Origin of the sequence: Pseudomonas macauensis (genome assembly GCF_047902425.1) — a bacterium.
Lineage (GTDB): Bacteria > Pseudomonadota > Gammaproteobacteria > Pseudomonadales > Pseudomonadaceae > Pseudomonas.
The window spans coordinates 4,724,697-4,751,046 of the sequence record NZ_CP138377.1 but is presented as its reverse complement, the minus strand read 5'-3'; the positions used below and the strand labels follow the sequence as shown (position 1 = coordinate 4,751,046).

General features: G+C 65.7%; 19 protein-coding genes. 9 read left to right on the top strand and 10 right to left on the bottom strand.

The window, feature by feature from the left end:
• Positions 1–191: 191 nt before the first annotated feature.
• Positions 192–845: a two-component system response regulator NarL gene (gene narL / locus SD196_RS21695; RefSeq protein ID WP_275608428.1), complete on the bottom strand. Its 654-nt coding sequence runs from the start codon at positions 843–845 to the stop codon at positions 192–194.
• On the bottom strand, positions 842–2,704 hold the full coding sequence (locus tag SD196_RS21690; RefSeq protein ID WP_343577568.1) for a histidine kinase: 1,863 nt from the start codon (positions 2,702–2,704) through the stop codon (positions 842–844). The genes narL and SD196_RS21690 overlap by 4 nt, the downstream gene beginning before the upstream one ends.
• A 173-nt stretch (positions 2,705–2,877) precedes the next feature.
• Here SD196_RS21690 and SD196_RS21685 point away from each other — a divergent pair, with 173 nt between their 5' ends.
• The 9 genes from SD196_RS21685 (at position 2,878) to SD196_RS21645 (ending at position 15,833) form a co-directional block, all read left to right on the top strand.
• Positions 2,878–4,185, top strand: a complete 1,308-nt coding sequence (locus SD196_RS21685; RefSeq protein WP_331319182.1) for a nitrate/nitrite transporter — start codon at positions 2,878–2,880, stop codon at positions 4,183–4,185.
• A 7-nt stretch (positions 4,186–4,192) separates the two neighbouring features.
• Positions 4,193–5,596 carry a NarK family nitrate/nitrite MFS transporter gene (locus SD196_RS21680; protein WP_416310647.1) on the top strand — a complete coding sequence of 468 codons (1,404 nt, stop codon included), beginning with the start codon at positions 4,193–4,195 and terminating at the stop codon, positions 5,594–5,596.
• Between the two features lie 101 nt (positions 5,597–5,697).
• Positions 5,698–9,477, top strand: a complete 3,780-nt coding sequence (locus tag SD196_RS21675) for a nitrate reductase subunit alpha (protein WP_416310646.1) — start codon at positions 5,698–5,700, stop codon at positions 9,475–9,477.
• A gap of 11 nt (positions 9,478–9,488) precedes the next feature.
• Entirely contained in the window at positions 9,489–11,024 is a 1,536-nt protein-coding gene (gene narH / locus SD196_RS21670) for a nitrate reductase subunit beta (RefSeq protein ID WP_416310645.1), read from the top strand.
• 17 nt (positions 11,025–11,041) lie between these two features.
• Positions 11,042–11,782 carry a nitrate reductase molybdenum cofactor assembly chaperone gene (gene narJ / locus SD196_RS21665; RefSeq protein ID WP_275612000.1) on the top strand — a complete coding sequence of 247 codons (741 nt, stop codon included), beginning with the start codon at positions 11,042–11,044 and terminating at the stop codon, positions 11,780–11,782.
• A 2-nt stretch (positions 11,783–11,784) separates the two neighbouring features.
• A complete protein-coding gene (gene narI / locus SD196_RS21660; protein WP_275608422.1) occupies positions 11,785–12,471 on the top strand; it encodes a respiratory nitrate reductase subunit gamma in 687 nt (228 codons plus the stop codon).
• A gap of 52 nt (positions 12,472–12,523) precedes the next feature.
• Entirely contained in the window at positions 12,524–13,342 is an 819-nt protein-coding gene (locus tag SD196_RS21655) for a peptidylprolyl isomerase (RefSeq protein WP_275608421.1), read from the top strand.
• A 123-nt stretch (positions 13,343–13,465) separates the two neighbouring features.
• Positions 13,466–14,452: a GTP 3',8-cyclase MoaA gene (moaA, locus tag SD196_RS21650; RefSeq protein ID WP_416310644.1), complete on the top strand. Its 987-nt coding sequence runs from the start codon at positions 13,466–13,468 to the stop codon at positions 14,450–14,452.
• 604 nt (positions 14,453–15,056) lie between these two features.
• Positions 15,057–15,833, top strand: coding sequence for an ABC transporter substrate-binding protein (locus SD196_RS21645; protein WP_275608419.1), 777 nt, complete (start codon positions 15,057–15,059; stop codon positions 15,831–15,833).
• 111 nt (positions 15,834–15,944) lie between these two features.
• On the opposite strand, the gene SD196_RS21640 is transcribed toward SD196_RS21645, so the two are convergent.
• From SD196_RS21640 to SD196_RS21605, 8 genes are all read right to left on the bottom strand, one after another.
• Positions 15,945–16,568, bottom strand: a complete 624-nt coding sequence (locus tag SD196_RS21640; protein ID WP_416310643.1) for a helix-turn-helix transcriptional regulator — start codon at positions 16,566–16,568, stop codon at positions 15,945–15,947.
• A 69-nt stretch (positions 16,569–16,637) separates the two neighbouring features.
• Positions 16,638–17,768 carry an NAD(P)/FAD-dependent oxidoreductase gene (locus SD196_RS21635; RefSeq protein WP_416310642.1) on the bottom strand — a complete coding sequence of 377 codons (1,131 nt, stop codon included), beginning with the start codon at positions 17,766–17,768 and terminating at the stop codon, positions 16,638–16,640.
• A 13-nt stretch (positions 17,769–17,781) separates the two neighbouring features.
• A complete protein-coding gene (locus SD196_RS21630) occupies positions 17,782–18,729 on the bottom strand; it encodes an ornithine cyclodeaminase family protein (RefSeq protein WP_275608416.1) in 948 nt (315 codons plus the stop codon).
• A gap of 183 nt (positions 18,730–18,912) precedes the next feature.
• Positions 18,913–20,871: a methyl-accepting chemotaxis protein gene (locus SD196_RS21625; protein ID WP_343577587.1), complete on the bottom strand. Its 1,959-nt coding sequence runs from the start codon at positions 20,869–20,871 to the stop codon at positions 18,913–18,915.
• A gap of 300 nt (positions 20,872–21,171) precedes the next feature.
• A complete protein-coding gene (gene rhlB / locus SD196_RS21620; protein WP_275608414.1) occupies positions 21,172–22,698 on the bottom strand; it encodes an ATP-dependent RNA helicase RhlB in 1,527 nt (508 codons plus the stop codon).
• 142 nt (positions 22,699–22,840) lie between these two features.
• A complete protein-coding gene (locus SD196_RS21615; protein WP_416310641.1) occupies positions 22,841–23,998 on the bottom strand; it encodes a dipeptidase in 1,158 nt (385 codons plus the stop codon).
• A gap of 93 nt (positions 23,999–24,091) precedes the next feature.
• The gene (locus SD196_RS21610; RefSeq protein ID WP_331319172.1) at positions 24,092–25,030 is read right to left on the bottom strand and encodes a GGDEF domain-containing protein; all 939 of its coding nucleotides are present in this window, start codon (positions 25,028–25,030) and stop codon (positions 24,092–24,094) included.
• A gap of 239 nt (positions 25,031–25,269) precedes the next feature.
• The gene (locus SD196_RS21605; RefSeq protein WP_416310640.1) at positions 25,270–25,923 is read right to left on the bottom strand and encodes an alpha/beta hydrolase; all 654 of its coding nucleotides are present in this window, start codon (positions 25,921–25,923) and stop codon (positions 25,270–25,272) included.
• Between the last annotated feature and the right edge of the window lie 427 nt (positions 25,924–26,350).

The window sequence follows — 26,350 nt, the reverse complement described above, 5'->3', positions numbered from 1 at the left end:
TGTCCTGCCGCCTTGGGCTGGCGCGACATGATCTGAATCAAGTCGGCGAGCGGACTACTACCAGTGAGGTAGAGGCTTCCTTGTAGGAGCGAGGGGGACGCCCAGTCCTTGCTCGCGAACCAGCCCCGCAGCGGAGTCTGTTCGCGAGCAAGCTCGCTCCTACAGGTTGGGGCAGATCGGGTGGGGGACGGTCAGACCAGGTGGTTCTCCACCGCCCACACCGCCGCTTCGACGCGCGAACGCATCCCCAGCTTGTGCAGCACGCGCTTCACGTGGACCTTCACCGTGCCTTCGGTGATGTCGAGTTTGCGCGCGATCATCTTGTTGCTGTAGCCGTGAGCGAGCTGGCGCAGGATCTGCCGTTCGCGGTCGGTGAGCTCCTCGATGCCCTTGGGGCGGTCGTCGCCGCGCAGGGCCTGGGCCAGTACCTGGGTCAGCTGCGGGCTGATGGTGAGCTGGCCGGTGGCGGCCTGGCGGATGTGTTCGAGCAGGCGCTCGGGTTCCATGTCCTTGAGCAGATAGCCGTCGGCGCCGGCACGCAGGACGTTGATCACGTCGTTGCGATCATCGGAGACGGTGAACACCACGATGCGTGCGTCCACGCCCTGTTCGCGCATGGCGCGCAGGGTGTCGAGGCCGGTCATGCCCTTCATGTTGAGGTCGAGCAGGATCATGTCCGGTTCCAGCTCCGCAGCCAGGCGCAGCGCTTCCTCGCCGCTGCCGGCTTCACCCACGACCTGCAGGTCGTCCTCGAACTCCAGCAGCTGAACCACGCCCTTGCGCATCATCGGGTGGTCGTCGACGAGCAGGATGCGCGCGCGGTCGTCGGTGGGGGTGGCCGTCATGGGTGGGTCTCCGGGGACTGCGACAGGGGTTTGTGGGTGAAGCGCACGCTGACGCGGGTGCCCTGCGGCATGCGTGGGGCGATGCTGAAGTTCGCCTCCAGGGTCTGGCTGCGCTCCCGCATGATGCTAAGCCCATAGTGCCCATTGCGGCTCTGCGCTGGGTCAAAGCCGACGCCGTCGTCGTCGATGGTGATGCACACCTGGTCGTCGGCATCCTCGGCAAGGCTGACCTTCGCGTGGCTGGCGCGGGCATGGCGCACCACGTTGGACAGCGCCTCGCGGACGATCTGCAGGATGTGGATTTCCTCGTTGGGGTTGAGCGGGATGTGCGCCATGCGGTTGTCCAGCTCGATGGCCAGGTCGCCACGCTCGCCGAACTCCTCCACCGTCTTCACCAGCGCCGCCTCCAGGCTGGATTGCTCCAGACTCAGGCGGAAGGTGGTAAGCAGTTCGCGCAACTGGCGGTAGGCGCTGTTGAGTCCTTCGCGCAGCTCGTCGAGGGTTTCGTCGATCTTTTCCGCGGGCGCTTCGCGCTTGAGCAGGGTGGCCAGGCGGCTGACCTGGATCTTCAGGTAGGACAGCGATTGCGCCAGTGAGTCGTGCAGTTCGCGGGCGATGGTGCCGCGCTCGGCGAACAGCGCCAGGCGGTTCTCCTGCTCCTGTTGCAGGGACAGGGCGAAGGTGCGCGCGATGTTGTCGCAGAAGCCTTCTACGAACTGCCGCTGCCAGTCTTCCAGACGGCCGCTGGCAGTCTCGATGAACAGCTCGCCGAAGCGGTGCTCGCCAATGGACAGCGGCTGCATCAGCAACGGGTTGAGCCCCTTGGTCGGTTCGCTGCAGTGCTCGGCCTGGGCACGGCAGTCGCCGCAGTTGCCCTGCAGGCAGAAGCCGCCGGTGATGCCGTCGGTGGTCAGCGAGGTGTAGGCGCGTTCGACGCCGTCCTTGTTCAGGCACAAGGTCACCTTGCCGGCTTGCAGCACGCGTTCGAGCTGGTTCAGCAGCGGTTGCAGGGTACGTTCGTCGTAGGGGTCCTGGCCCAGGCGGCGGGCGCTGGCGTAGAGCAGTTCCAGGCGCTGGTGGCTGTTGGAGAGGTCGCGGGTCTTGTCTTCCACCCGCGCTTCCAGCTCGCGGTAGATGGCCTGCAGTTCCGTCGCCATCTGGTTGAAGCGTTCGCCCAGCTGACTCAGCTCATCCTCGCCGCTGCTGCTGACCCGCGCGCTGAGGTCGCCCTGGCCGAGCCGGCGGGCGGTGCTGGTGAGGTCGCGCAAGGGGCCGACCACGTGGTAGCTCAGGTCGTAGAGGCTGATGAAGACCACCAGCAGGCTGAGGAACAGGCACAGGCCCTGCACCGTGCTGAGCATCTGCGAGCGCTGCTCGGCGTTGCTCTGCAGCGTGCCGACGAAGGCATCGATATGGCTGACGAAGGTGTCCAGCGTCTCCAGTGCCGGGGCCTGGGCCAGGTCGAGCTTGCTCAGCTCCTGGCGCAGTTGTTCGTGTTGCCGGCGGATCGGCGCGTCGGCATCGGCGCGGCGCAGCAGGCGGTTGATCTCCTCGCTGTCCAGGCGCGCGCGCAGGGTAGATTGCAGGGCCTGGCGGTTGATCGGCGATGGGTCCAGCGCCAGGCGGTAGGTGAGCATGCGCAGCGAACCGGCCTGGTTGATCACCGCCGCGTCCTGGTGCGAATAGTCGGCGAACAGCAGGGCGCTGAACATGCCGGCCAGCGCCAGCGACACCAGCAGGGTGAGGTAGCAGCCGAAGCGCACGACGATGGATTTGCGCAGGGAAGGGCGCCCGGCGGGGGGACTACCCACAAAGAATCGGTCGCTGGCGGAGGGTTCGGTCGAGTGCACCGTGTTCATTAAAAATGCCTTTAAAAACAATAAATTAAGCATTCGTTTCGGTGATACCCACTAGGAGGTAGCGGCGCGCATCTGCTCATGAATCGCCCTTTGGCTCATTGATGACGATCAAGAGAAGGCGACTAGTCCTTACCTAACGTGCGGGCAAAGGCTGTCAGGAAGTGAGCTTAGCCATGCTGTCCCATCGTCAGAAACAGTACTCCGTGCTCGGCATGAGCACACTGGCGTTCGCCGTGAACTTCGCGGTCTGGACGATGTTTTCGATCATCGGTATTCGCATCAAGGAGGAGCTGGGGCTGTCCGAAGCCCAGTTCGGCCTGATGGTGGCGTTGCCGATTCTCACCGGTTCGCTGGTGCGCCTGCCGCTGGGGTTGATCACCGACCGCTTCGGCGGGCGCATCGTGTTCTTCATCCACATGCTGCTGGTGGCCATCCCGATCTACGGCCTGGCCTTCGCCACGCTCTACTGGCACTACCTGGTGCTCGGGCTGTTCGTCGGCCTGGCCGGCGGCTCCTTCGCGGTAGGCATCGCCTATACCTCCTCGTGGTTCGAAAAGGAGCGCCAGGGCACCGCCATGGGCATCTTCGGCGCCGGCAATGCCGGTGCGGCGATCACCAACCTGGTGGCGCCGATGATCGTGGTCGCCTTCGGCTGGCGCATGGTCCCGCAGATCTACTCGGTGGCCATGCTGGTCACCGCGCTGCTGTTCTGGTTCTGCACCTGGACCGACCCGGCCCACACCAAGGGCGGCGACGCCGACCCGAGCCGCCCGCGGCCGACCCTGGCCAAGCAGCTGGCGCCGCTGGGCGAGCTGCGCGTGTGGCGCTTCGGCCTGTACTACTTCTTCGTCTTCGGCGGCTTCGTTGCCCTGGCCCTGTGGCTACCCAAGTACTACATCGCCGAGTACGGCCTGGACCTGCGCACCGCGTCCTTCATCACCATGCTGTTCACCCTGCCGTCGGGCCTGATCCGCGCCCTGGGCGGCTGGTTCAGCGACCACTACGGCGCCCGCGCGGTGAACTGGGGCGTGTTCTGGATCTGCCTGGTCTGCCTGTTCTTCCTCTCCTACCCGCCGACCACCATGACCATCCACGGCATCAAGGGCGACGTCAGCCTCGGCATCGGCCTGAACGTCTGGCTGTTCACTTTCCTGGTGTTCGTCGTGGGCATCGCCCAGGGCTTCGGCAAGGCCAGTGTGTACCGGATCATCCACGACTATTACCCGCAGAACATGGGCACCGTCGGCGGCATGGTCGGGGTCATCGGCGGCCTCGGCGGCTTCTGCCTGCCCATCCTGTTCGGCTACGCCGCCGACCGCATCGGCGTGCGGTCCTCCTGCTTCATGTTGCTGTTCGGCCTGACCGTGATCTGCATGGTCTGGATGCACTACGCGATCAAGCAGCAACAGCGCCGCGACGGCCAGGCCCCGGCGGCCGATGTCGACGCCACCCCCATTCCTTCTTCGTCAATCCCGAGGTAGTGCCGTCATGGGCATGATCAACACCCAACTCAAAGCCGCCAGCGGTCCGCTGCTGATCGACTGGCGCCCCGAGGACTCCGAGTTCTGGGCGCAGAGCGGCAAGCGTATCGCCGCACGCAACCTGTGGATCTCGATTCCCGCGCTGCTGCTGGCCTTTGCCGTGTGGATGATCTGGAGCACCGTCACCGTGCGCCTGAACGCCGCCGGTTTCAGCTTCAGCAACGACCAACTGTTCCTGCTTGCCGCGCTGCCGTCGATTTCCGGCGCCACCCTGCGGGTGTTCTATTCCTTCATGGTGCCGATGGTCGGTGGCCGTCGCTGGACTGCGCTGTCCACTGCCTCGCTGCTGATCCCTTGTATCTGGCTGGGCTTCGCCGTGCAGGACCCGAGCACGCCTTACTGGGTGTTCGCCACCATCGCGCTGCTGTGCGGCTTCGGCGGCGGCAACTTCGCCTCCAGCATGTCCAACATCAGCTTCTTCTACCCGAAGAACCAGCAGGGCACTGCCCTGGGCCTGAACGCCGGCCTGGGCAACCTGGGTGTCTCGGTGATGCAGTTCGCCGTCCCGCTGGCCGTGGCCGGTGGCCTGTTCGGCGCCTTTGGCGGCGAGCCGCAGCAGCTGAGTGACGGCGGTCGCCTGTTCCTGCAGAACGCCGGCTGGATCTGGGTGCCCTTCATCGCCGTGGTCTCCATCGCAGCCTGGTTCGGCATGAACGACATCGCCGATGCCAAGGCCTCGTTCCGTGAGCAGTCGGTGATCTTCAAGCGCAAGCACAACTGGCTGATGTGCTGGCTGTACGTGGCCACCTTCGGCTCGTTCATCGGCTTCTCCGCCGGCTTCGCCATGCTCAGCAAGACCCAGTTCCCGGATATCAACCCGCTGCAGTACGCCTTCCTCGGCCCGCTGGTGGGCGCCCTGAGCCGGCCGCTGGGCGGCTGGCTGGCGGACAAGTTCGGCGGCGCGCGCATCACCCTGTGGAACTACGCGGCAATGATCGCCGGCGTGTTCGCGGTGATCAGCTTCCTGCCCGGTGCGAGCGGCGCCGGCAGCTTCTTCGGCTTCCTCGGCTCCTTCATCGCACTGTTCTTCTTCGCCGGCATCGGCAACGGCAGCACCTTCCGCATGATCCCGGTGATCTTCCGCAATGAGTGGGCCGCGCGCCTGAAACAAGGCGGCTTCAGCGAGGCCCAGGCAACCAAGAACGCCAGCATGGAATCGGCCGCGGTGATCGGTTTCTCCGCCGCTATCGGCGCGTTCGGCGGCTTCTTCATTCCCAAGGCGTTCGGCACCTCGCTGGCCATGACCGGCAGCGCCGAGGGCGCCCTGTACCTGTTCGTCGCCTACTACCTGAGCTGCATCGTCGCCACCTGGTGGTGGTACGCGCGCAAGGGCGCGGAAAGCCCCTGTTGATCGATTGCCGTGGTGGGCGCCCCGTGCGCCCGCCGCAAGACCTGTTTCGCGAGCTTGATTAGCGTTTTAACGCCCGGCGCAGACCGGGTGAGGAGATACAGATGAGTTACCTGCTCGACCGCCTGCAATTCTTCAAGAAGAAGCAGGGCGAATTCGCCGATGGTCATGGCGAAGTCAGCAACGAGAGCCGTGCCTGGGAAAACAGTTACCGGCAGCGCTGGCAGCACGACAAGATCGTGCGTTCCACCCACGGGGTGAACTGCACCGGCTCGTGCTCCTGGAAGATCTACGTGAAGAACGGCCTGATCACCTGGGAAACCCAGCAGACCGATTACCCGCGTACCCGCCCGGACCTGCCCAACCACGAGCCGCGCGGCTGCCCCCGTGGCGCCAGCTACTCCTGGTACATCTACAGCGCCAACCGCCTGAAGTACCCCAAGGTGCGCAAGCCGCTGCTCAAGCTCTGGCGTGAAGCTCGCGCTGTCCACAACGACCCGGTGGACGCCTGGGCCAGCATCGTCGAAGACTCGGCCAAGGCGAAAAGCTACAAGAGCGAGCGCGGCCTGGGCGGCTTCGTGCGTTCGAGCTGGAACGAAGTCACCGAGATCATCGCCGCCGCCAACGTCTACACCGCCAAGACCTATGGCCCGGACCGCGTCATCGGCTTCTCGCCGATCCCGGCGATGTCCATGGTCAGCTACGCTGCCGGCGCCCGTTACCTGTCGCTGATCGGCGGCGTGTGCCTGTCCTTCTACGACTGGTACTGCGACCTGCCGCCTGCGTCCCCGCAAATCTGGGGCGAGCAGACCGACGTGCCGGAATCGGCCGACTGGTACAACTCCAGCTACATCATCGCCTGGGGCTCCAACGTCCCGCAGACCCGCACCCCCGACGCGCACTTCTTCACCGAGGTCCGCTACAAGGGCACCAAGACCGTGGCCGTCACCCCGGACTATTCCGAAGTGGCCAAGCTCACCGACCTCTGGCTCAACCCCAAGCAGGGCACCGACGCTGCGCTGGGCATGGCTTTTGGTCACGTCATCCTCAAGGAATTCCATCTCGAGAAACCCAGCGCCTACTTCGTCGACTACTGCCGCCAGTACACCGACATGCCGATGCTGGTGCTGCTCGAACCGCACGAAGGCGGCGTGCTCAAGCCGACCCGCTACCTGCGCGCGGCGGACCTGGCGGGCAATCTTGGCCAGGACAACAACCCCGAGTGGAAGACCATCGGCCTGGACGAAATCTCCGGCGAGCTGGTTTCGCCCACTGGCGCCATCGGTTACCGCTGGGGCGAGTCGGGCAAATGGAACATCGAGGAAACCGAAGGCGGCGAGAAGCGTGAAACCCGCCTGGCCCTGACCCTGATCGACGGTCCGGAAAAGGCCTGCGACGTGGCCTTCCCGTACTTCGCCGGGCAAGAGCATCCGCACTTCAAGGGCGTGGACAACGACGAGGTGCTGGTGCGCCGCGTGCCGTTCCGCGAAGTGACTGGCGCCGACGGCCAGACCCTGCGCGTCGCCACCGTGTATGACCTGCAGATGGCCAACTACAGCGTCGATCGTGGCCTGGGCGGCGGCAACGTGGCCGCGTCCTATACCGACGCCGACGTGCCCTACACCCCGGCCTGGCAGGCCCGTATCACCGGCGTTCCGGCGGCCCGCGCGATCCAGGTGGCCCGCGAGTTCGCCGACAGTGCCGACAAGACCCACGGCAAGGCCATGGTCATCATCGGCGCCGCGATGAACCACTGGTACCACATGGACATGAACTACCGCGCGGTCATCAACATGCTGATGATGTGCGGTTGCATCGGCCAGAGCGGTGGCGGTTGGGCGCACTACGTCGGCCAGGAGAAACTCCGCCCGCAGACCGGCTGGGTCCCGCTGGCCTTCGGCACCGACTGGAGCCGTCCGCCGCGGCAGATGAACGGCACCAGCTTCTTCTACCTGCACAGCTCGCAATGGCGCCACGAGAAGATCTCGATGCACGAAGTCCTCTCACCGCTGGCCGATACCAGGCAGTTCCCCGAGCACGCGCTGGACTACAACATCCGCGCCGAGCGCATGGGCTGGTTGCCCTCCGCCCCGCAGCTCAACCGCAACCCGCTGCGCATCGCCGCCGACGCCGAGAAGGCCGGTATCCCGGTGCAGGACTACGTGGTGCGCGAACTCAAGGCCGGCAACCTGCGCGTGGCCAGTGAGCAGCCGGACGATCCGCAGAACTTCCCGCGCAACATGTTCATCTGGCGCTCCAACCTGCTCGGCTCCTCGGGCAAGGGCCACGAGTACATGCTCAAGTACCTGCTGGGCGCTAAGAACGGCGTGATGAACGACGACCTCGGCAAGGCCGGCGGCCCGTGCCCGGGCGAAGTCGATTGGGTCGAGCAGGGCGCCGAAGGCAAGCTGGACCTGGTCACCACCCTGGACTTCCGCATGTCCTCCACCTGCATGTATTCGGACATCGTCCTGCCGACCGCGACCTGGTACGAGAAGGACGACCTCAACACCTCCGACATGCACCCCTTCATCCACCCGCTGTCCGCCGCTACCGATCCGGCGTGGGAAGCCAAGAGCGACTGGGAAATCTACAAGGCCATCGCCAGGAAGTTCTCCGAGGTTTCCGTCGGTCACCTGGGTGTGGAGAAGGACCTGGTCACCGTGCCGCTGCTGCACGACACCGCCAACGAACTCGCGCAGCCTTTCGGCGGCAGCGACTGGAAGAAGGGCGAGTGCGAACCGGTTCCCGGCCGCAGCATGCCGACCCTGCATGTGGTCGAGCGTGACTACCCGAACACGTACAAGAAATTCACCTCCCTCGGCCCGCTGCTGGACAAGCTCGGCAACGGCGGCAAGGGCATCGGCTGGAACACCGACAAGGAAATCAAGCTGCTCGGCGAGCTGAACCATCGGGTGACCGAACCGGGCATCAGCGAAGGCCGTCCGCGCATCGAGAGCGCCATCGACGCCGCCGAGGTGATCCTTGCCCTGGCACCGGAAACCAATGGCCAGGTGGCCGTGAAGGCCTGGGAAGCACTGTCGAAGTTCACTGGTCGCGACCACACCCACCTGGCGCTGCCCAAGGAAGAAGAGAAGATCCGCTTCCGCGACGTCCAGGCGCAGCCGCGCAAGATCATCTCCAGTCCCACCTGGTCGGGCCTCGAAGATGAGCACGTGAGCTACAACGCCGGCTACACCAACGTCCACGAGATGATCCCGTGGCGCACCCTCACCGGCCGCCAGCAGTTCTACCAGGATCACCCCTGGATGCAGGCCTTCGGCGAAGGCTTCGTCAGCTACCGGCCGCCGGTCAACACCCGCAGCACCGACAAGCTGTTCAACAAGAAGCCCAACGGTCACACCGAGATCACCCTGAACTGGATCACCCCGCACCAGAAATGGGGCATCCACTCCACCTACAGCGACAACCTGCTGATGCTCACCCTGTCGCGCGGCGGCCCGATCATCTGGATGAGCGAGAACGACGCCAGGCGCGCCGGCATCGAGGACAACGACTGGGTCGAAGTCTTCAACGCCAACGGCGCCGCGACCTGCCGCGCGGTGGTCAGCCAGCGGGTGAAGGACGGCATGGTGATGATGTACCACGCCCAGGAACGCATCGTGAACCTGCCGGGCAGCGAGACCACCGGCACCCGCGGCGGCCACCACAACTCGGTGACCCGCGTGGTCTTGAAACCCACCCACATGATCGGCGGCTACGCCCAGCAAGCGTGGGGCTTCAACTACTACGGCACTGTCGGCTGCAACCGCGACGAGTTCGTCGTGGTGCGCAAGATGAACAAGGTCGACTGGCTCGACGAGCCGGAGCACGGCGGGCTGGGCGGTGACGCCCTGCCGCAACCGCTGCCCCAGGACATTTGAGGATTACTGCCATGAAAATTCGTTCGCAAGTCGGCATGGTGCTGAACCTCGACAAGTGCATCGGTTGCCACACCTGCTCCATCACCTGCAAGAACGTCTGGACCAGCCGCGAAGGCGTCGAGTACGCCTGGTTCAACAACGTCGAAACCAAGCCCGGCATCGGTTACCCGAAAGAGTGGGAGAACCAGGAGAAGTGGAAGGGGGGCTGGAAGCGTAACGCCGACGGCTCCATCGTCCCGCGCATCGGCGGCAAGTTCCGCGTGCTGGCGAACATCTTCGCCAACCCGGACCTGCCGGAAATCGATGATTACTACGAGCCCTTCGACTTCGACTACCAGCACCTGCACACCGCGCCCAAGGCCCAGCACCAGCCGGTCGCCCGCCCACGTTCGCTGGTCTCCGGCCAGCGCATGCAGAAGATCGAGTGGGGCCCCAATTGGGAGGAAATCCTCGGCACCGAATTCGCCAAGCGTCGCAAGGACAAGAACTTCGATCAGGTCCAGGCGGACATCTACGGCGAGTACGAAAACACCTTCATGATGTACCTGCCGCGCCTGTGCGAGCACTGCCTGAACCCGGCGTGCGTGGCTTCGTGCCCGAGCGGTGCGATCTACAAGCGCGAGGAAGACGGCATCGTCCTCATCGACCAGGACAAGTGCCGCGGCTGGCGCATGTGCATCAGCGGCTGCCCGTACAAGAAGATCTACTTCAACTGGAAGAGCGGCAAATCCGAGAAGTGCATCTTCTGCTACCCGCGCATCGAGGCCGGCCAGCCGACCGTCTGCTCGGAAACCTGCGTGGGTCGCATCCGCTACCTCGGCGTGCTGCTGTATGACGCCGACCGCATCCACGAAGTGGCCACCTGCGAGAACGAGCGCGAGCTGTACCAGAAGCAGCTGGAAATCTTCCTCGATCCATTCGACCCGAAAGTGATCGAGCAGGCCCGCAAGGACGGCGTGCCGGACAGCGTCATCGAGTCCGCGCAGAAATCGCCGGTGTACAAGCTGGCCATGGACTGGAAGTTGGCCCTGCCGCTGCACCCGGAATACCGCACGCTGCCGATGGTCTGGTACGTGCCGCCGCTGTCGCCGATCCAGAACGCCGCCGCCGAAGGCCACATCGGCAGCGACGGGGTGATCCCGGATGTCGAGTCACTGCGCATCCCCGTGCAGTACCTGGCCAACCTGCTGACCGCCGGCGACACCGCCCCGGTGCTGCTGGCGCTCAAGCGCCTGCTGGCCATGCGCGCCTACAAGCGTGCCGAGCACGTGGAAGGCAAGCAGGACCTGGACGTGCTGAAGAAGGTCGGCCTCTCCGTGAACCAGGTGGAAGAGATGTACCGCTACCTGGCCATCGCCAACTACGAAGACCGCTTCGTCATCCCCACTGCTCATCGCGAGGAAGCGCTGTCGGATGCCTTCGCCGAGCGTTCGGGTTGCGGCTTCAGCTTCGGCAACGGTTGCTCCAGCAACTCCGGCGTCAACCTGTTCGGCGGCAAGGCCGTGGACCAGCGCAACGTCATCCAGACCGTGCAGATACAGGAGTGAGCGCCATGACCATTTCCATGGAAAGCCACAGCCAGTTACTGAAGCTCAGCGCGCTGCTGCTGGACTATCCGCGCGTCGAACTGCGCGAGGAAAGCCTGGCGCTGCATGCATTGATCCGCACCTGCGACCTGCCCGAAGCGCAGCGCGACGGCCTCGCCGCGTTGCTCAACGAGTTGTGCCAGGGCGACATCCTCGACGTGCAGGCCCGTTACGACGGACTGTTCGAACGCGGTCGCTCGGTCTCGCTGCTGCTGTTCGAACACGTGCATGGCGAGTCCCGCGACCGTGGCCAGGCCATGGTCGACCTGATGGACCGCTACACCCAGGCGGGCCTGGCCATCGACGTCAACGAGCTGCCCGACTACCTGCCGCTGTACCTGGAGTTCCTCGCCCTGCAGGACGCCGAATCGGCCCGCGTGGGCCTGGCGGAAGTCGCGCACATCCTCGCGCTGATCGCGCTGCGTCTGGAGGAACGCGGCAGCGCTTATGCCGCCGTGTTCCAGGGCCTGCTGGAGCTGTCCGGCGAGCGGCCGGACATGAGCGCGCTCAAGCGCGACCGCGAACAGGAAGTGCGCGACGACAGCCTGGAAGCCATCGACAAGGCCTGGGAGGAAACCCCGGTGAGCTTTGCCGAGCCGGCCGCCGGCTGCCCGTCCACCAGCGCGCGACGTGTCTCCACGTCCGCCGAACAACCCATGCAGTGGGTCGCCCAGCCGGTTCCGCAGATGCAGTACCGGGCGGCCAAAGTAGGAGCCTGACCATGTCCCTCAATCTTCTCGCCTTCGGGATCTACCCCTATGTCGCGCTGCTCATCTGCCTGATCGGCAGCTGGGCGCGCTTCGACCTCTCGCAATACACCTGGAAAGCCGGCTCCAGCCAGATGCTGAGCAAGAAGGGCATGCGCGTGTACAGCAACCTGTTCCATGTGGGGGTGCTGTTCATCCTCGCCGGCCACTTCGTCGGTCTGCTGACCCCGCACTCGGTCTATGAGCACCTGATCAGCACCGAGCAGAAGCAACTGCTGGCGATGGTCTCCGGCGGCTTCTTCGGCATTCTCTGCTTCATCGGCCTGACCGGCCTGATCCTGCGCCGCCTGACCAACGACCGCGTACGCGCCACCGGCAACGCGTCGGACCTGATGATCCTGCTGGTGCTCTACGTCCAGCTGATCCTCGGCCTGTCCACCATCGTCGCTTCCACCCATCACCTGGATGGTTCGGTGATGGTGATGCTCGCCAACTGGGCGCAGTCCATCGTCACCTTCCAGCCGCTGGCCGCCGCCGAGGCGATCGCTCCGGTCTCGCTGGTCTACAAGCTGCACGTGACCCTCGGCCTGACCCTGTTCGTTCTGTTCCCCTTCACCCGCCTGGTGCACATCGTCAGCGCCCCGGTGTGGTACTTCGGCCGCCGTTACCAGGTGGTCCGCACCAAGCGTCGCGCAGCGTAATGAAGCGGCGGATGACGCCACAGGCGTTATCCGCCAACCGGAGGTAGTCGAAATGAGTTGTTCCCACTACGAAGCCAAGGTCGAGCATGTCGACCTGCCTGCCATCTCCGTCAACGGCGTCGCCATCGACGAGGGCGAACTGGCCCGTGAGCTGCAATACCACCCGGCCGCCAGCCATGGCGAAGCCCTGTATTCCGCCTGCCGTGCGCTGGTCGTGCGCCAGCTGCTGCTGCAACGCGCCGACGCGCTGGATCTGGCGGCCGTCGCTGAGGAGGGCGAGGCCCCGGAAGAAGCACGTATCCGCGCACTGATAGACCGTGAGGTTGGGGTGCCCGAGGCGGACGAAGCCAGCTGCCGCCAGTGGTACGACGCCAACCCGACCCGCCTGACCACGCCCTGGCGCATGCGCCTGCGCCACGTGCTGCTGGGCTGCGCGCCGGACGATCTGGACGGTCGCGCCAAGGCCCGCGAGCACGCCGAGGAGCTGCTGGCCGAACTGCGCGAGCATCCTGAGCGCTTCGCCGAAAAGGCCATGCGCTTCTCCGACTGCCCGTCGAAAGACGACGGGGGTGGCCTGGGCTGGATCGAGCCGGGGCAGACCGTCCCCGAATTCGAAAAACGACTCCTGCAACAGCAACCCGGCCTGCTTGGTCATCCGCTGGAGAGCCGCTACGGCCTGCACGTCGTCGAGCTGATCGAGCGCGACGGCGGCGAGCCGCTGGACTTCGAGCAGGCCCGCCCACGCATCGCCGGCTACCTGCGCGCCCAGGTGCTGCAGCGCGCGGTCAGCCAGTACATCAGCGTGCTGGCCGGTGAGGCGCGGATCGAGGGCTTCGCCTTCGATGGCGCGGAGAGTCCGCTGGTGCAGTGAACCGGGTTCCGGGCCCCTCTCTCCCGACCGTCCCTCCCCAAGGAGGGAGGGGCTTCGGAAACGGATACGAATATCGGTCCTCACCGCGCCGCGCGCCGGACGACCGCCCCGGAGTGAAACACCATGTCCGAATGGATTGACGGCCAGGGCCGCAAGGTCGACTACTTGCGCCTGTCCGTAACCGACCGCTGCGATTTCCGTTGCGTCTACTGCATGTCGGAAAACATGCGCTTCCTGCCGCGCCAGCAGGTGCTCACCCTGGAAGAGATCGAGCGGGTGGCGCGGATATTCGTCGAGCGCGGTGTGAAGAAGCTGCGCCTGACCGGCGGCGAACCGCTGGTGCGTCCCGGCATCGTCCACCTCTGCGAGCGCCTGGCTGCGCTGCCCGGCCTGCGCGAGCTGTGCATGACCAGCAATGGCTCGCAGCTCACCCGATTGGCCGGTGATCTCCACGCCGCCGGCCTTGCCCGCCTGAACATCAGTCTCGACACCCTCGACCCGCAACGCTTCGCCGCCATCACCCGCACCGGCCGCCTGGAGCAAGTGCTGCGCGGCATCGAAGCGGCGCAGAAGGCCGGTTTCGAGCGCATCAAGCTGAACTGCGTGGTGATGAAAGGCCGCAACGCCGACGAGGTGCCGGCGCTGGTGGACTACGCCATCGCTAACGGGCTGGACATCAGCTTCATCGAGGAAATGCCCCTGGGCCAGGTCGGTCGCGAGCGCGAGGAAAGCTTCTGCTCCAGCGACGAAGTCCGCGCGCTGATCGCCGAGCGCCACGACCTGCTGGACAGTGCCGAGCACAGCGGCGGCCCGGCGCGCTACGTGCGCCTGGCGCAGCATCCGGGCACGCGTGTCGGCTTCATCTCGCCGCACTCGCACAACTTCTGCGCCACCTGCAACCGCCTGCGCCTGACCGCCGAAGGCCGTCTGCTGCTGTGCCTGGGCCACGAGCATTCCCTCGACCTGCGCGGCCTGCTGCGGCGCCATCCGCTGCACGACGAGCCCATCCTCGAAGCGCTGCACGGCGCCTTGCAGCGCAAGCCGGCGCGCCACGAATTCAGCGTGGGCGACGTGCAGGTCCTGCGCTTCATGAACCTCAGCGGCGGCTGATCCTTCCTCCCTCGGCGGGCCTTGCGCCCGCCCTTTGCCTTGCTTGCATCAGTTCCCGGCTACCTCGCCGATCAGCCCCCTCCCTGTGGGAGAGGGCTGAGGTGAGGGCGGCCCTCGCGCCCTGTCATCGAGCACCGCACTGACGTGGGCTTTCTTTCTGCAACAGAAAAAGGCCCCGGCGACATGAGCGTATCGCGGGGCCTCGGGCACTCTGCCAAGTTGAACCGTGGAATCTACGAAAAATCATGCAGGTTAACTGTTCGACTCCTCCTCGGATTGGCTGGAACACGTCCAGCCTAAGGCCAGCGACCCGCGGCCGACATTCCTCCGAAGGAGTAGCGGCGGGGCAGCAAAGGAGAGTGCGCCGGACGGTCGCAGGACAGATTGACGTTCTGTACTTTTTAGTCCAGATTGGATTTTAAGTTTATGCGTGATGGCACGCATGGACGAACAACAACAAGACGGTCGCCTGGGTAAGAGCAAGGCAATGCTGCTGCGGCGTTCTGCGCCGCGACCCCGGACGAGCCAAGCTCTTCCTGTGCACTGCCAACGAGGTACCGGCGCACGGCTGCCGGGTTCCCAGACTACGCCACGGAGTTCATCGATGAATCGTAAAGCCCTGCTGGGCGGCCTAATGCTGGCTGCCTTTGCCACCTTCTCCCACGCTGACGACAAGCCGCTGCGCATCGGCATCGAGGCGGCGTACCCACCCTTCGCCTACAAGACGCCCGAGGGCGGCATCGCCGGCTTCGACTACGATATCGGCAACGCCCTGTGCGAGCAGATGAAGCGCAAGTGCCAGTGGATCGAGCAGGAGTACGACGGCCTGATCCCCTCGCTGAAGGTGCGCAAGATCGACGCCGCGCTGTCGTCCATCACCATCACCGACGAGCGCAAGCGCTCGGTGGACTTCACCCACAAGTACTACTTCACCCCGGGCCGCCTGGTGATGAAGGAAGGCTCGCAACTGGATGACCAGTTCAGCCAGCTCAAGGGCAAGAACATTGGCGTGCAGCGCGGCTCCACCGCCGACCGTTTCGCCACCGAGGTACTGGGCAAGGCCGGCGCCAACGTCGTGCGCTACACCAGCCAGGATGAGATCTACCTGGACCTGGTCGCAGGCCGTCTGGATGGCACCTTCGCCGACTCCATTCCGCTGGAGATCGGTTTCCTGCAAACCGAGCGCGGCAAGGGCTTCGCCTTCATCGGGCCGGAGTTCAAGGACCCGAAATACTTTGGCGAGGGCGCTGGTATCGCGGTGCGCAAGGGCAATACCGAGCTGGTCGGCCAACTCAACGCCGCCATCGATGCGCTGCGGGCTAATGGCAAGTACAAGGAAATTGAAGGCAAGTACTTCAAGAGCGATATCTACGGGGATTGATCTGCCCGTTGAGTTGCAGGAAAGGCCGCCTTTGGGCGGCCTTTTTATTTTGCCTTTCGTAGGAGCGAGCTTGCTCGCGAACCGGAGAATAAATCGCGGGAAGGAGTCGGCTCACACCTCCTCCTTCAACTCCTTCAAATGCTTGTAAACCGTCGCCCGCCCCATGTTCAGCACATTGGCCACATAGTTCGCCGCGCTCTTGCCCTTGAACGCCCCCTCTGCATGCAACGCCAGCACCAGCTCGCGCTTGTGGTCGCGGCTGAGGGTGGAGAGGCTCAGCTGACGCTGCTGCAGCCAGCCATGCAGGAAGGTGTTGATGCGCTCCTGCCAGTCATCACGGAACAGCGCGTCCGGCTGCGGGATGACCTTGCTGGAGGAGAGGAACAGGTCCAGCGCCGCCTTGGCGGTTTCGAACAGGGTGATGTTGAGGTTGATGCACAGCACCGCCAGCGGCTCGCCCTTGCCGTCGTGCAGCACGGTGCTGATGGAGCGGATCTTCTGCCCGTCCCAGTTGAGCTTCTCGTAGGGGCCGATGTTGCGTTCGTCGTGACCGCCTTCGAGCATGTCTTCCAGCGCCGAGTCGTCGCCGATCTCGCGTTTGGAGATGTTGTTGGCCAGGTAGGCCACGCGCTGATTGCGCAGGTCGTGGATGACCACTTCGGCGTGGGGGAAGAACAGGGCGGCGATGGCGTCGGCGATGGCCTTGTAATTGTCCAGCGGATCAGCGGCGGTCATGGGCACGGCTCTCGGGGCGGTGGGGCGGGCGCTGGCGAGTGTGCCGCAAGCGCCCGCGGGCTGTCACGGTCAGTTCTGCAGCAGGCGTGCCGGCGAGAGCATCTCGGCGCTCAGGCCGTGGCGCGTCAGATGCTCGGGCAGCGCTTCACCGCGGATCAGCGTGGCGCTGGCTTCACCCATCGCCGCCGAAGTCTGGATGCCGTAGCCGCCCTGGCCAGCCACCCAGTAGAAGCCGGGCGTGACGGGATCGTAGCCGGAGACCAGGTCGCCGTCGGCGAAAAACGAACGCAGACCCGCCCAGGTGTGGCTCGGCCGGCGGATGCTCAGGGTGGTGTGTTCCTCGATCTGGTAGATACCCAGGGCGATGTCCAGCTCTTCGGGCTGCACGTCGTGGGGCTCCACCGGGTCGGCATTGGCCGGCGAGCCCAGCAGCATGCCGGCGTCGGGCTTGAAGTAGAAGGATTCGTCGAGGCTCACCAGCACCGGCCAGGAGTGGCTGTCGACGCTTTCGGGCGGGCTGAACAGGAAGGCCGCGCGGCGCTTGGGCGTGAGCCCCAGCGGGGCGACGCCGGCCAGTTCGGCGATCTTGTCGCACCAGCCGCCGGCGGCGTTGACCAGCACGGGCGCACGGTAGGTTTCCTGCGCGCAACGCACTTCCCAGCTGCCGTCGATGCGGCTGATTTCCAGGGCTTCGCTGTCCAGCTGGACGCTGCCGCCGTTGCGGCGAATGCCGCGCAGGTAGCCCTGCAGTAGGCCGTCGGTGTCGATGTCGGCGGCGCTGGGGTCGATCATCGCGCCGTGGACCTTCTCGCGGCGCAGTACCGGGACGATGGCGCAGGCCTCGTCGGCGTCCAGCAGGCGCATTTCCGGCACGCTGGCGCGGGCGCTCTCGTACTGGCGCTGGAGCTCTTCCGGGTTGCCTTCGAAGTCCACGGTCATCTCGCCGCGCGGGGTGAGGATCGGGTGTTCGACGAAGCCTTCGGGCGGATTGTCGAAGAAGGCGCGGCTGGCGGCGGTCAGCGCGCGGACCTGCGGCGTGCCGTAGGCGACGGTGTAGAGCGCCGCCGAACGGCCGGTGGAGTGGTAACCGGCGTGGGATTCGCGCTCCAGCACGGCGACCTTGCCGTGACGGGAGAGGAAGTAGCCGGTGGAGGCGCCGGCAATGCCGCCGCCGATGATGAGGAAGTCGACTTCGATCATGTTCGTCTCCGGCTCAGGCGTTCTTGGTCTGGAGGTGGTAGAGCGCATTGGCCAGGGCGACGTCTTCCAGGCCCAGGCCGATGGAGCGGAAGAAGGCGTGGCGCTGGTAGTCCGGCTTGGCGGCGCGGCCGCTGACCAGTTCCGGCAGGTCGCCGCAGATGCTGCCGTCCCAGCCGTGCTCGTCGCGGGCCAGGCGCATCTCGCCGGCGGAGGCCGGGGTGGTGGCGCGGTAGTCGCAGTACACGTCCATCTGCGCCAGGGAGTGCGGCGGGACTTCGTGGGCGCGGGCGACGTTGGTGCTGATGGAGGTGATCAGCGCCGGCTTGGTAAGGATCGCTGGGTCGAGCACCGGGGTGCCGGAGGAGGTGCACAGCAGCACCACGTCGGCATCGGCCACGGCGGTTTCGATACTGGTGGCCGGTTCGGCGCGGGAGTCGATGGCGCCGAACTGGGCCAGCACGCCTGCGCTCAGGTTCGGCGAGTAGACACGGATGCTCTGCCACTCGCGCAGGCCGGCGACATAGCGCAGGTGCGCGCGGGCGACCGGGCCGCTGCCGACGATGACCAGGTGCTTGGCATCGGGGCGCGCCAGTTCCTGCACCGCCAGGGCGGTGGTGGCGGCGGTGCGCGCGGTGGTCAGGCTACCGGCGTCGCACAGCAGCAGCGGCTGGCCGGTCTCCATGGACATCAGCAGGCTCCACGCGGTGACCAGCGATTTGGGCTGGCGCACGATGTACGGCGAGGTCTTCACGCCGTAGACCTTCTGCGAAGCCAGCACGCCCAGGTAGTTGATGAAGTCGCCGCCGCCGTTGGGGAATTCCACCAGTTGCTGCGCGGGTTGCACGGCGTTGCCGCCGGCCAGTTCGGCGAACATGTCGCGCATCGCCTGGAGCACGTCGACCTGTTCGAGCAGGCGCTCGGCGTCGGCCTGGTTGAGGGTGAGGGGCGTGGCGGCAGACATGGCGAGACTCCAAATGTGGATTTATTTTTCCATTCTGGACTCTATTGTCTTGCTCGGCAAGAGCGGGTGGTCGGCTGCGGCTCTTCGTAGGAGCGAGCTTGCTCGCGAACGCATTCTGCCGGTGATTCCGGTGTGGTGCGGTTCGCGAGCAAGCTCGCTCCTACAATGGAAGGGCGCGGGCGGTCACAGCTTGAACTGCGCTACCAGTTCCTGCTGACCGCCCGCCACGCGGCGCAGGTGCTCGCCACAGTCGCGGGTGTGGGCGGCGGTCTTGCGGTTTTCCACGGTCATGTCGCTCAGGCGGTGCATGTGCTGGTTCACTTCCTGGGTCGTGGCGGCCTGCTGTTCGGCTGCCGCAGCGATCTGGAAGGCCATGGCGTGTACGCCCTGCAGGGACTCGTCGAGCACGCCGAGGGTTTCCAGTACCGCCTGGGTGTTCTGTTCCAGGGTGCGCGCCTGTTCGCTGGCGCCGCTCATGCTCGACTGGGCCTGGACGGAGGAATCGCCGAGACTGCCGACGATGGCGACGATCTCGTCCGTGGCGCTACGGGTGCGCTGGGCAAGGTTGCGGACCTCGTCGGCGACCACGGCGAAACCACGGCCCGCTTCGCCGGCGCGGGCGGCCTCGATGGCGGCGTTGAGGGCGAGCAGGTTGGTCTGTTCGGCAATGGAGCGGATGACGTCCAGCACCGAGCCGATCTGCTGGCTCTCGCCGGCCAGCGTCTGCACCACGCCATCGGCCTGGCGCAGGCCGGTGAGCAATTGGTCCTGACGGCCGATCATGTGTTGCAGCGTGTCCTGCATGGCGGTGAAGGCTTCTCGCGCGGCGGCGCTGCCATCGGCGCTGCGGCTGGCGCTGCCGGCGATCTCCTGCACGGTGGCGGCCATCTGGTCGACGGCGCTGACCACCATTTCCAGCGCTTCCTGCTGCTGGTCCAGGTGATTGCTGGTGCGACCGGCCGCGTCGAGGATGTCGCCGCTGGCATCGCCCACGGCTTCGCTGGCCTGGCGCAGGCGCTCGACCACCTGGCGCCAGGCCGCGGTCATTTCGCGCAGGGCCTGCATCAGGCCGCTGCTGGCGCTGGCATCGTCGCTGAGGCGCAATTCGCCGTTGGCCAGGCGTTGGGCCAGAGCGGCCATGCTGGCCGGCTCGCCGCCCAGCGGGCGCATCACGCTGCGGCTGACCAGCCAGGTGCCGGTGGCCACGCCGACCAGGGTCAGCAGGCCGAGCACGAGGATCTGCCACATCAGTTTGCGCACCGGTGCGAAGGCCTGGTCCTGGTCCATCTCCGCCACCAGCGCCCAGTGCAGGCCGTCGAGGTTCAGCGGGACGAAGGATTTAAGCGCCGGCTCGTTGCTCAGGCCGGTTTCGGCGAGGCGTCCTTGCTCACCGGCGAGGGCTTTCTCGATGGCTTGGCCGGGCAGGGAAGCGGGGTTTTCCTTGTCGCGGCGCACGTGGTGATCGGCGAAGCGAACCGAGTCCGAGCGCAGGCTGCCATCGCTGCCCACCAGGTAGGTTTCCCCGGCGTCGCCCAGGCCCTGGCGGTTCTGCATCACCTCGTTGATCGCCGTGAGCGGCAGTTCCAGGACGAGCAGCAGTTTCAGCTGGTCGTTCTCCTTGATCGGAGTGGCCAGCCATTGCACCGGTTGCTGGTCGTCCAGCGCGGGCTCCAGGTCGCTGATGCTGGCCTTGCCGCTGTCCAGGGCTGAGCGGATGAAGCGCCCGAACGGCGTGTCCCGCCAGGTCGGAGAACCGATGTTCTGCTGGTAGTCGGCGCCGCGCCCGAGGCTGAAGACCACGGTGCCGTCGCCGGCCACCAGGCGCAGCTCGCGGTAGCCGAAGGTCTTGATGAAGTTCTCGAACACCGGGCGGTCGTAGTTGGCGGTGGTCACCAGGGCGTCGCTGTCGAGGCCCGCGTAGTTGCTGCCGAGGTTGTTGGCGAGGCTGCTGAGCTGGTCGTGTCGCGCTTTCCAGGCATCCATCAATTGCCGCTGCTTGATGCTGGCGACTGCCTCCAGGGCATTCAGGCTTTGCTCTTCGAGGGCTCGACTGGCCTGGAGGTAGACCACGATGGCCATCACCAACACGGGAAGCAGGCCGATCGACAGGAAACTGAGGGCAAGTTTGGCGCGCAGGGACATGGGAGGATTCCGCCGAGGTTTCTTGGACTTGTTCTCGCTTGCTGTGCAAGAAGCGTGCGAATTAATTTACGACTGTAAATAAAAATGATCGAAAAGGGCGCGCGACTGGCGCCTACGCCGGAGGATGGCGTGTTGCCATTGTTTGCGGGGGCCGACGCCAGGTCGTCCCGGCGGGTCCGGCGGGATGAATGAGCGGCGCGGGAAGGGGGAGGGAGGCGAAGGCGTCACCGGACGTAACGCAACGTGGAAACAAAAAAGGCGAAGCCGTGGGGCTTCGCCTTCTTGTGGTGCAGCAGCGGATCAGTGCTTGCGCGGTACCGGCTTGAGCAGCTCGGTGGGCGGCATCTCGCAGTTGATCTTGCGGCCCAGCAGTTCCTCGATCGGCGGCAGGGCGAAGGCATCGTCCTCGCCGGCGAAGCTGATGGAGGTACCGGTGGTGCCGGCGCGGCCGGTACGGCCGATGCGGTGCACGTAGTCGTCCGGGTCTTCCGGCAGGGTGAAGTTGATCACGTGGCTGATGCCGTCGACGTGGATGCCGCGACCGGCGACGTCGGTGGCGACCAGGACGCGGATCTTGCCTTCACGGAAGCCTTCCAGGACCTTGATGCGCTTGTGCTGCGGCACGTCGCCGGACATCTGGGCGGCGCTGATGCCGTCCTTGGTCAGGCGTTCCTCGATGCGGCGCACCTCGTCCTTGCGGTTGGCGAAGACCATCACGCGGGTCCAGTCGTTCTGCGCGATCAGGTTGTACAGCAGCTTGTACTTGTCGCTGCCGGCCACGGCATAGACGTGCTGTTCGACGGTATCGCTGGCGACGTTCTCCGGCTCGATCTCGACGATGGCCGGATCGACCGTCCACTGCTTGGCCAGGTTCATCACGTCGTCGGTGAAGGTGGCGGAGAACAGCAGGGTCTGGCGCTCGCCCTTGTACGGGGTCTGGCGGATGATCTGGCGGACCTGCGGGATGAAGCCCATGTCGAGCATGCGGTCGGCTTCGTCCAGCACCATCACCTCGACCATGTCCAGGTGCACCTCGCCGCGCTGGTTGAAGTCCAGCAGGCGGCCCGGGGTGGCGACCAGGATGTCGCAGAAGCGCGATTCCAGGGTCTTGAGCTGCTTGTCGAAGTCCATGCCGCCGACGAAGCTCATCACGTTCAGGCCGGTGTACTTGGCCAGGCCCACGGCGTCCTTGGCGATCTGCACCACCAGCTCGCGGGTCGGCGCGATGATCAGCGCGCGCGGCTCGCCCATGTAGCGCTCTTTCGGCGGCGGGGTCTGCAGCAGCTGGGTGATGATCGAGATGAGGAACGCGGCGGTCTTGCCGGTGCCGGTCTGGGCGCGGCCGATGGCGTCCTGGCCGCGGAGGGTGTAACCCAGCACCTGCGCCTGGATCGGTGTGCAGTAGGGGAAGCCCAGGTCATGGATGGCATGCATCAGACGCGGGTCGAGGTTGAAGTCGTGGAAACGGGTCTTGCCTTCGGCCGGCTCCACCACGAAGTCTTCCAGCTTCCAGTTGTCCACCACCGGCGGACGCGGTTTGCGCTCGCGGCGCGGCTTGTCGGCCTTGGGCTCGCGAGGCTTGTCGGTGCGCTCGGTCTTTTCGCCGCGTTCGGCTTTCTCGGAACGCTCGGCGCGGGGTTTGTCGCCTTTGGGGGCGCGGGCCTGCTTCTCGGCGGCTTCGCCTTCAGGACGCGGATTGCGCGGTTTGCGCGGACGCTTCTCGCCGCTCTGGGCGGGCTCGGAGGCAGCGGGGGCGGGGGCTGCCGGCGTGGCGACGGGCTGCTCGCCCTCGCCCTTGCTGAAGATTTTCTTGAGTGCTTTGAGCACGGTGGTCTCGTACTGGTTAAGGAATGAACGGCCGCCAGTGTAATGCAAGATGCCCGCAGGGCGAAGTGCCACAGGATTTCGCGGGCTTGACGGGCGGGGCGGATGCCGTTTCGACGCGGTGCGGCGAAACGGCAGCAGGCTCTCAGGGCAGCGTTTCCAGCAGCAGGCGACGCACGTTGCCACCCATGATGGCAGCGATGTCCGATTGGCTGAATCCGGCTTCCGCCAGGCCCTGGGTCAGTTGTGCCAGGCCGCTGGTGTCGAAGGGCGTGTGTACGGCGCCGTCGAAGTCCGAGCCCAGCGCGATGTGCTGAACACCGACCTTGTCGGCGGCGTAGCGGATGGCCTTGACGATGGCCTTGACCGAGGTGTCGCACACGGCGCCGTCCCAGTAGCCGATGCCGATCAGCCCGCCGGTGGCGGCGATGCGTTGCAGGTGGGCGTCGGTCAGGTTGCGGACGCCTGGGCAGGTGCCCTCGACGCCGGTGTGGGAGACCAGCACCGGGCGGGTGGCGATGGCCAGCACGTCATCGATCAGGGCGCGGGAGGCGTGCGCCAGGTCCACCAGCATCTTCTTCTCTTCCAGACGGGCGATCACCTGGCGGCCGAAGGGCGTCAGGCCACCCTTTTTCAGGCCGTGGGCGGAGCCGCCGACTTCGTTGTCGAAGAAATGGGTTAGGCCCATGATGCGGAAGCCCGCGTCGTACATGACATCGATGTTCTCCAGCCGGCCTTCCAGCGGATGCAGGCCTTCGGTGGCGAGCACGCCGGCGAGCTGATTCGGGTTCTTCTGCCAGGCGGCGAGGAAGCGGGCGAGGTCGTCGCGGCTGCGGATCAGGGTGAGCTTGCCCTGGCTATCAGCGGCGGCCTTCTCGAGCAGCTCGGCCTGGTAGAGGGCGCGTTCCAGCAGCCTGTTCCAGGTGCGGGACGGCCAGCGCTGGGCGATGACCAGCGGGGTGATGTTGTCGCTGTCGGCGCCATTGCGTTCGTAGTTCAGGCCGCGCGGGGTCTTGGTGACGGTGGAGAACACCTGCAGGCCGACGTGGCCTTCGAGCAGGCGCGGCACGTCGGTGTGGCCGTGGTCGTGGCGGTCCAGCAGGTTGCGGTCCCAGAGCAGGGCGTCGTCGTGCAGGTCGGCGACGAACAGTGTGTTGTGCAGGGCGGTCGCGGATTCCGAGGCGGGGTAGGGTGGCGGGCTGGCCACGGTGTTCATCTTGCGGTCCAGGTACACCGGCAGGTTGAAGAAGATCCCCAGGCCAACGGCCACCAGCAATAGCAACACGATCAGGGTTTTGCGCATGTCAGCTTCCCGGCTGTCTTGTTCTAGTGCGCGGACTCTAGCAAAGGTCGGGACGGACAGGCGCGGGAAATCCGCGCGGCTTGTGCGGGCAGGTCAGCCCACCAGGCGGTTGCGGCCTTCCTGCTTGGCCTGGTAGAGCGCGCTGTCGGCCCGCAGGATCAGGTTCGGCAGGGTTTCCTGGTAGTCCATCTGGGCAAGGCCCAGGGATACGGTGACGCCGGGCAGCACGCCCATCGGCGAATAGAAGGTCTTCACCTGCTCCAGGCTCTGGCGCAACCGGTTGCCGATGCGCCGGGCCTCTTCCACGCCGATCTCCGGGAGCAGGATGACGAACTCCTCACCGCCGTAGCGCGCCATGCTGTCCTTGGGGCGCAACTGGCTGCGCAGGGTGTGGGCGACCAGGCAGAGGGCATAGTCGCCGGCCAGGTGGCCGTGTTCGTCGTTGTAGTCCTTGAAGTGGTCGACATCCAGCATGAGCAGGCACAGCGGGTGTTCGTTGAACGCGCAGCGGGTGCTTTCGCGGTCGTAGATGTGCTCCAGCCAGCGCCGGTTGAACAGCCCGGTCAGGGTGTCGATGTTGGCGTTCTGCTCGGTGTCGAGAATGATCCGGTTGCCCTGGCGCACCTTTTCGCAAAGCACGCCCAGGAGGTTCTGCATCACCTGCGGGGAGTGCTGGAAGAGGCTGATCAGCGATTCGCGATGCAGGCGCAGGACGGTGGTCGATTCGGCGGCCACCACGTAGGCGGAAGGGTGGTCGTTGTCGATGAAGCTGATCTCGCCGGCGCAGTCGCCGGGGTTGAGGGTGGTGACCGGCTGGTTGTCGAGCGAACCCAGGTACACCTTCAACTGGCCGTGCAGGACCATATAAAGGAAGTGGTTGCGGTTGAACGGGGAGAGGAGGATTTCACCGGCTTCCAGTTCGCAGGCGCGGAAGTCCTTCAGCAGCTGTTGCAGGCTGGCCGCAGCCACGTTCTGGAACAGGCGAAGGTGCTGCAGTTGCTGGATATCCTCCGTCCATTGCGCGGGCTTCATGGCGCAATGGAGGCGGGGAAGGAGCTGATGATGTGCACGACCGACTCTCCCTAGTAGTCCAATTCGCACATTGAGCCATCAGTATTAATCAGATTTGGATACTGGCAATCTGGCTTCACGCCGGGCCGACCGGCGGTCGGCCCGGCGATCCATCAGCTCTCCAGCCACTCCACCTGATGGCGCCGGCACGCCCGGCCTCCACTGGCCGTGCGCCGGGCCTGGCTCCTGCGGAGGAGGGGTCAGAGGCGTTCGCGCAGCCACGCGGCGATGTCGCCGAGTTCCTCGTTGCTCACTTCATGGCTCATCGGATAGGTGCGCCACTGCGCCGGGACGCCATTGCCGATCAGGAAGTCGTACGCGGCGCGGCCCATGTCGGGCGTCACCACGTCGTCGAGCGTGCCGTGCAGGCAGAGCGCGGGCAGTTGTCGTTGGGGCGCGGGGATGCTGACGTCGTTCCCGAAGGTCGGGCCATAGGTGGACAGCGCCATGACGCCGCCCAGTTCGCCGTTCCAGCGCAGGTAGCCGGTGTGCAGCACCACGGCGCCGCCCTGGGAGAAGCCGGCGAGGATGATGCGGCGGGCCTCGATGCCCTGGTCGAATTGGCCCTGGATCAGCGCGATCACGCTGTCGGCGGAGGCGTCCAGCTGGGCCTGGTCGATGGCGCGGGCCGGCGCCATGGCGAGGATGTCGTACCAGCTCGGTGCGGGCATGCCGTTGAACACCGTGACCGGCCGGGTTGGCGCCTGCGGGAGGATGAAGCGGGTGCTGTTGAAGCTGCGCTGCAGCAGTTGTGCTACCGGCTCGAAGTCGTAACGGTCGGCCCCCAGGCCGTGCAACCAAATGACGCAGGCGTCGGCCGGGCGGGAGGGTTCGAGGATCAGGGGCTGGGTCATGAAGGCTCCAGAGTGGGGCGGGCGCTCTGCAAAGGCGCACCGCGCGCGAAAACTGTCGGAAGTGTTGTGCAAGAAGATGTCGCATTGCCATAACTTGCGGGGCTTGACGCTGGCGGATTGATGGCGGCGACGCGGAGCTGGTACGGCCCTTGCTATCTCAGGTTCCAGGCTTTGCCACCCCGTTTGCGGTAACACTTTACCGACCCCATCCGGAAAGCTGTACCGCAAGCGGGGTGGCAAGGGCCTTGGGCCGCTTCAGGGCCCGTCGTCGTCCGCCGTGGTCATCGGTTGGCGCGACGGGTCTTCGCCTTCATGCGCAATGATCTCTTATACCCGTTCCAGCCCGCATCACCTGCGGGCTCGGGGGACGTCTGCAATGCCTCGGTGCGGATTCCGAGAGCCGACTAGACTCACCCTTAGGTCTCCA

Bases quoted from the DNA above. Each gene is read 5' to 3' on its own strand.
- narL (WP_275608428.1), bottom strand. From the start codon at position 845: ATGACGGCCACCCCCACCGACGACCGCGCGCGCATCCTGCTCGTCGAC.
- SD196_RS21690 (WP_343577568.1), bottom strand. From the start codon at position 2,704: ATGAACACGGTGCACTCGACCGAACCCTCCGCCAGCGACCGATTCTTT.
- SD196_RS21685 (WP_331319182.1), top strand. From the start codon at position 2,878: ATGCTGTCCCATCGTCAGAAACAGTACTCCGTGCTCGGCATGAGCACA.
- SD196_RS21680 (WP_416310647.1), top strand. From the start codon at position 4,193: ATGGGCATGATCAACACCCAACTCAAAGCCGCCAGCGGTCCGCTGCTG.
- SD196_RS21675 (WP_416310646.1), top strand. From the start codon at position 5,698: ATGAGTTACCTGCTCGACCGCCTGCAATTCTTCAAGAAGAAGCAGGGC.
- narH (WP_416310645.1), top strand. From the start codon at position 9,489: ATGAAAATTCGTTCGCAAGTCGGCATGGTGCTGAACCTCGACAAGTGC.
- narJ (WP_275612000.1), top strand. From the start codon at position 11,042: ATGGAAAGCCACAGCCAGTTACTGAAGCTCAGCGCGCTGCTGCTGGAC.
- narI (WP_275608422.1), top strand. From the start codon at position 11,785: ATGTCCCTCAATCTTCTCGCCTTCGGGATCTACCCCTATGTCGCGCTG.
- SD196_RS21655 (WP_275608421.1), top strand. From the start codon at position 12,524: ATGAGTTGTTCCCACTACGAAGCCAAGGTCGAGCATGTCGACCTGCCT.
- moaA (WP_416310644.1), top strand. From the start codon at position 13,466: ATGTCCGAATGGATTGACGGCCAGGGCCGCAAGGTCGACTACTTGCGC.
- SD196_RS21645 (WP_275608419.1), top strand. From the start codon at position 15,057: ATGAATCGTAAAGCCCTGCTGGGCGGCCTAATGCTGGCTGCCTTTGCC.
- SD196_RS21640 (WP_416310643.1), bottom strand. From the start codon at position 16,568: ATGACCGCCGCTGATCCGCTGGACAATTACAAGGCCATCGCCGACGCC.
- SD196_RS21635 (WP_416310642.1), bottom strand. From the start codon at position 17,768: ATGATCGAAGTCGACTTCCTCATCATCGGCGGCGGCATTGCCGGCGCC.
- SD196_RS21630 (WP_275608416.1), bottom strand. From the start codon at position 18,729: ATGTCTGCCGCCACGCCCCTCACCCTCAACCAGGCCGACGCCGAGCGC.
- SD196_RS21625 (WP_343577587.1), bottom strand. From the start codon at position 20,871: ATGTCCCTGCGCGCCAAACTTGCCCTCAGTTTCCTGTCGATCGGCCTG.
- SD196_RS21615 (WP_416310641.1), bottom strand. From the start codon at position 23,998: ATGCGCAAAACCCTGATCGTGTTGCTATTGCTGGTGGCCGTTGGCCTG.
- SD196_RS21610 (WP_331319172.1), bottom strand. From the start codon at position 25,030: ATGAAGCCCGCGCAATGGACGGAGGATATCCAGCAACTGCAGCACCTT.
- SD196_RS21605 (WP_416310640.1), bottom strand. From the start codon at position 25,923: ATGACCCAGCCCCTGATCCTCGAACCCTCCCGCCCGGCCGACGCCTGC.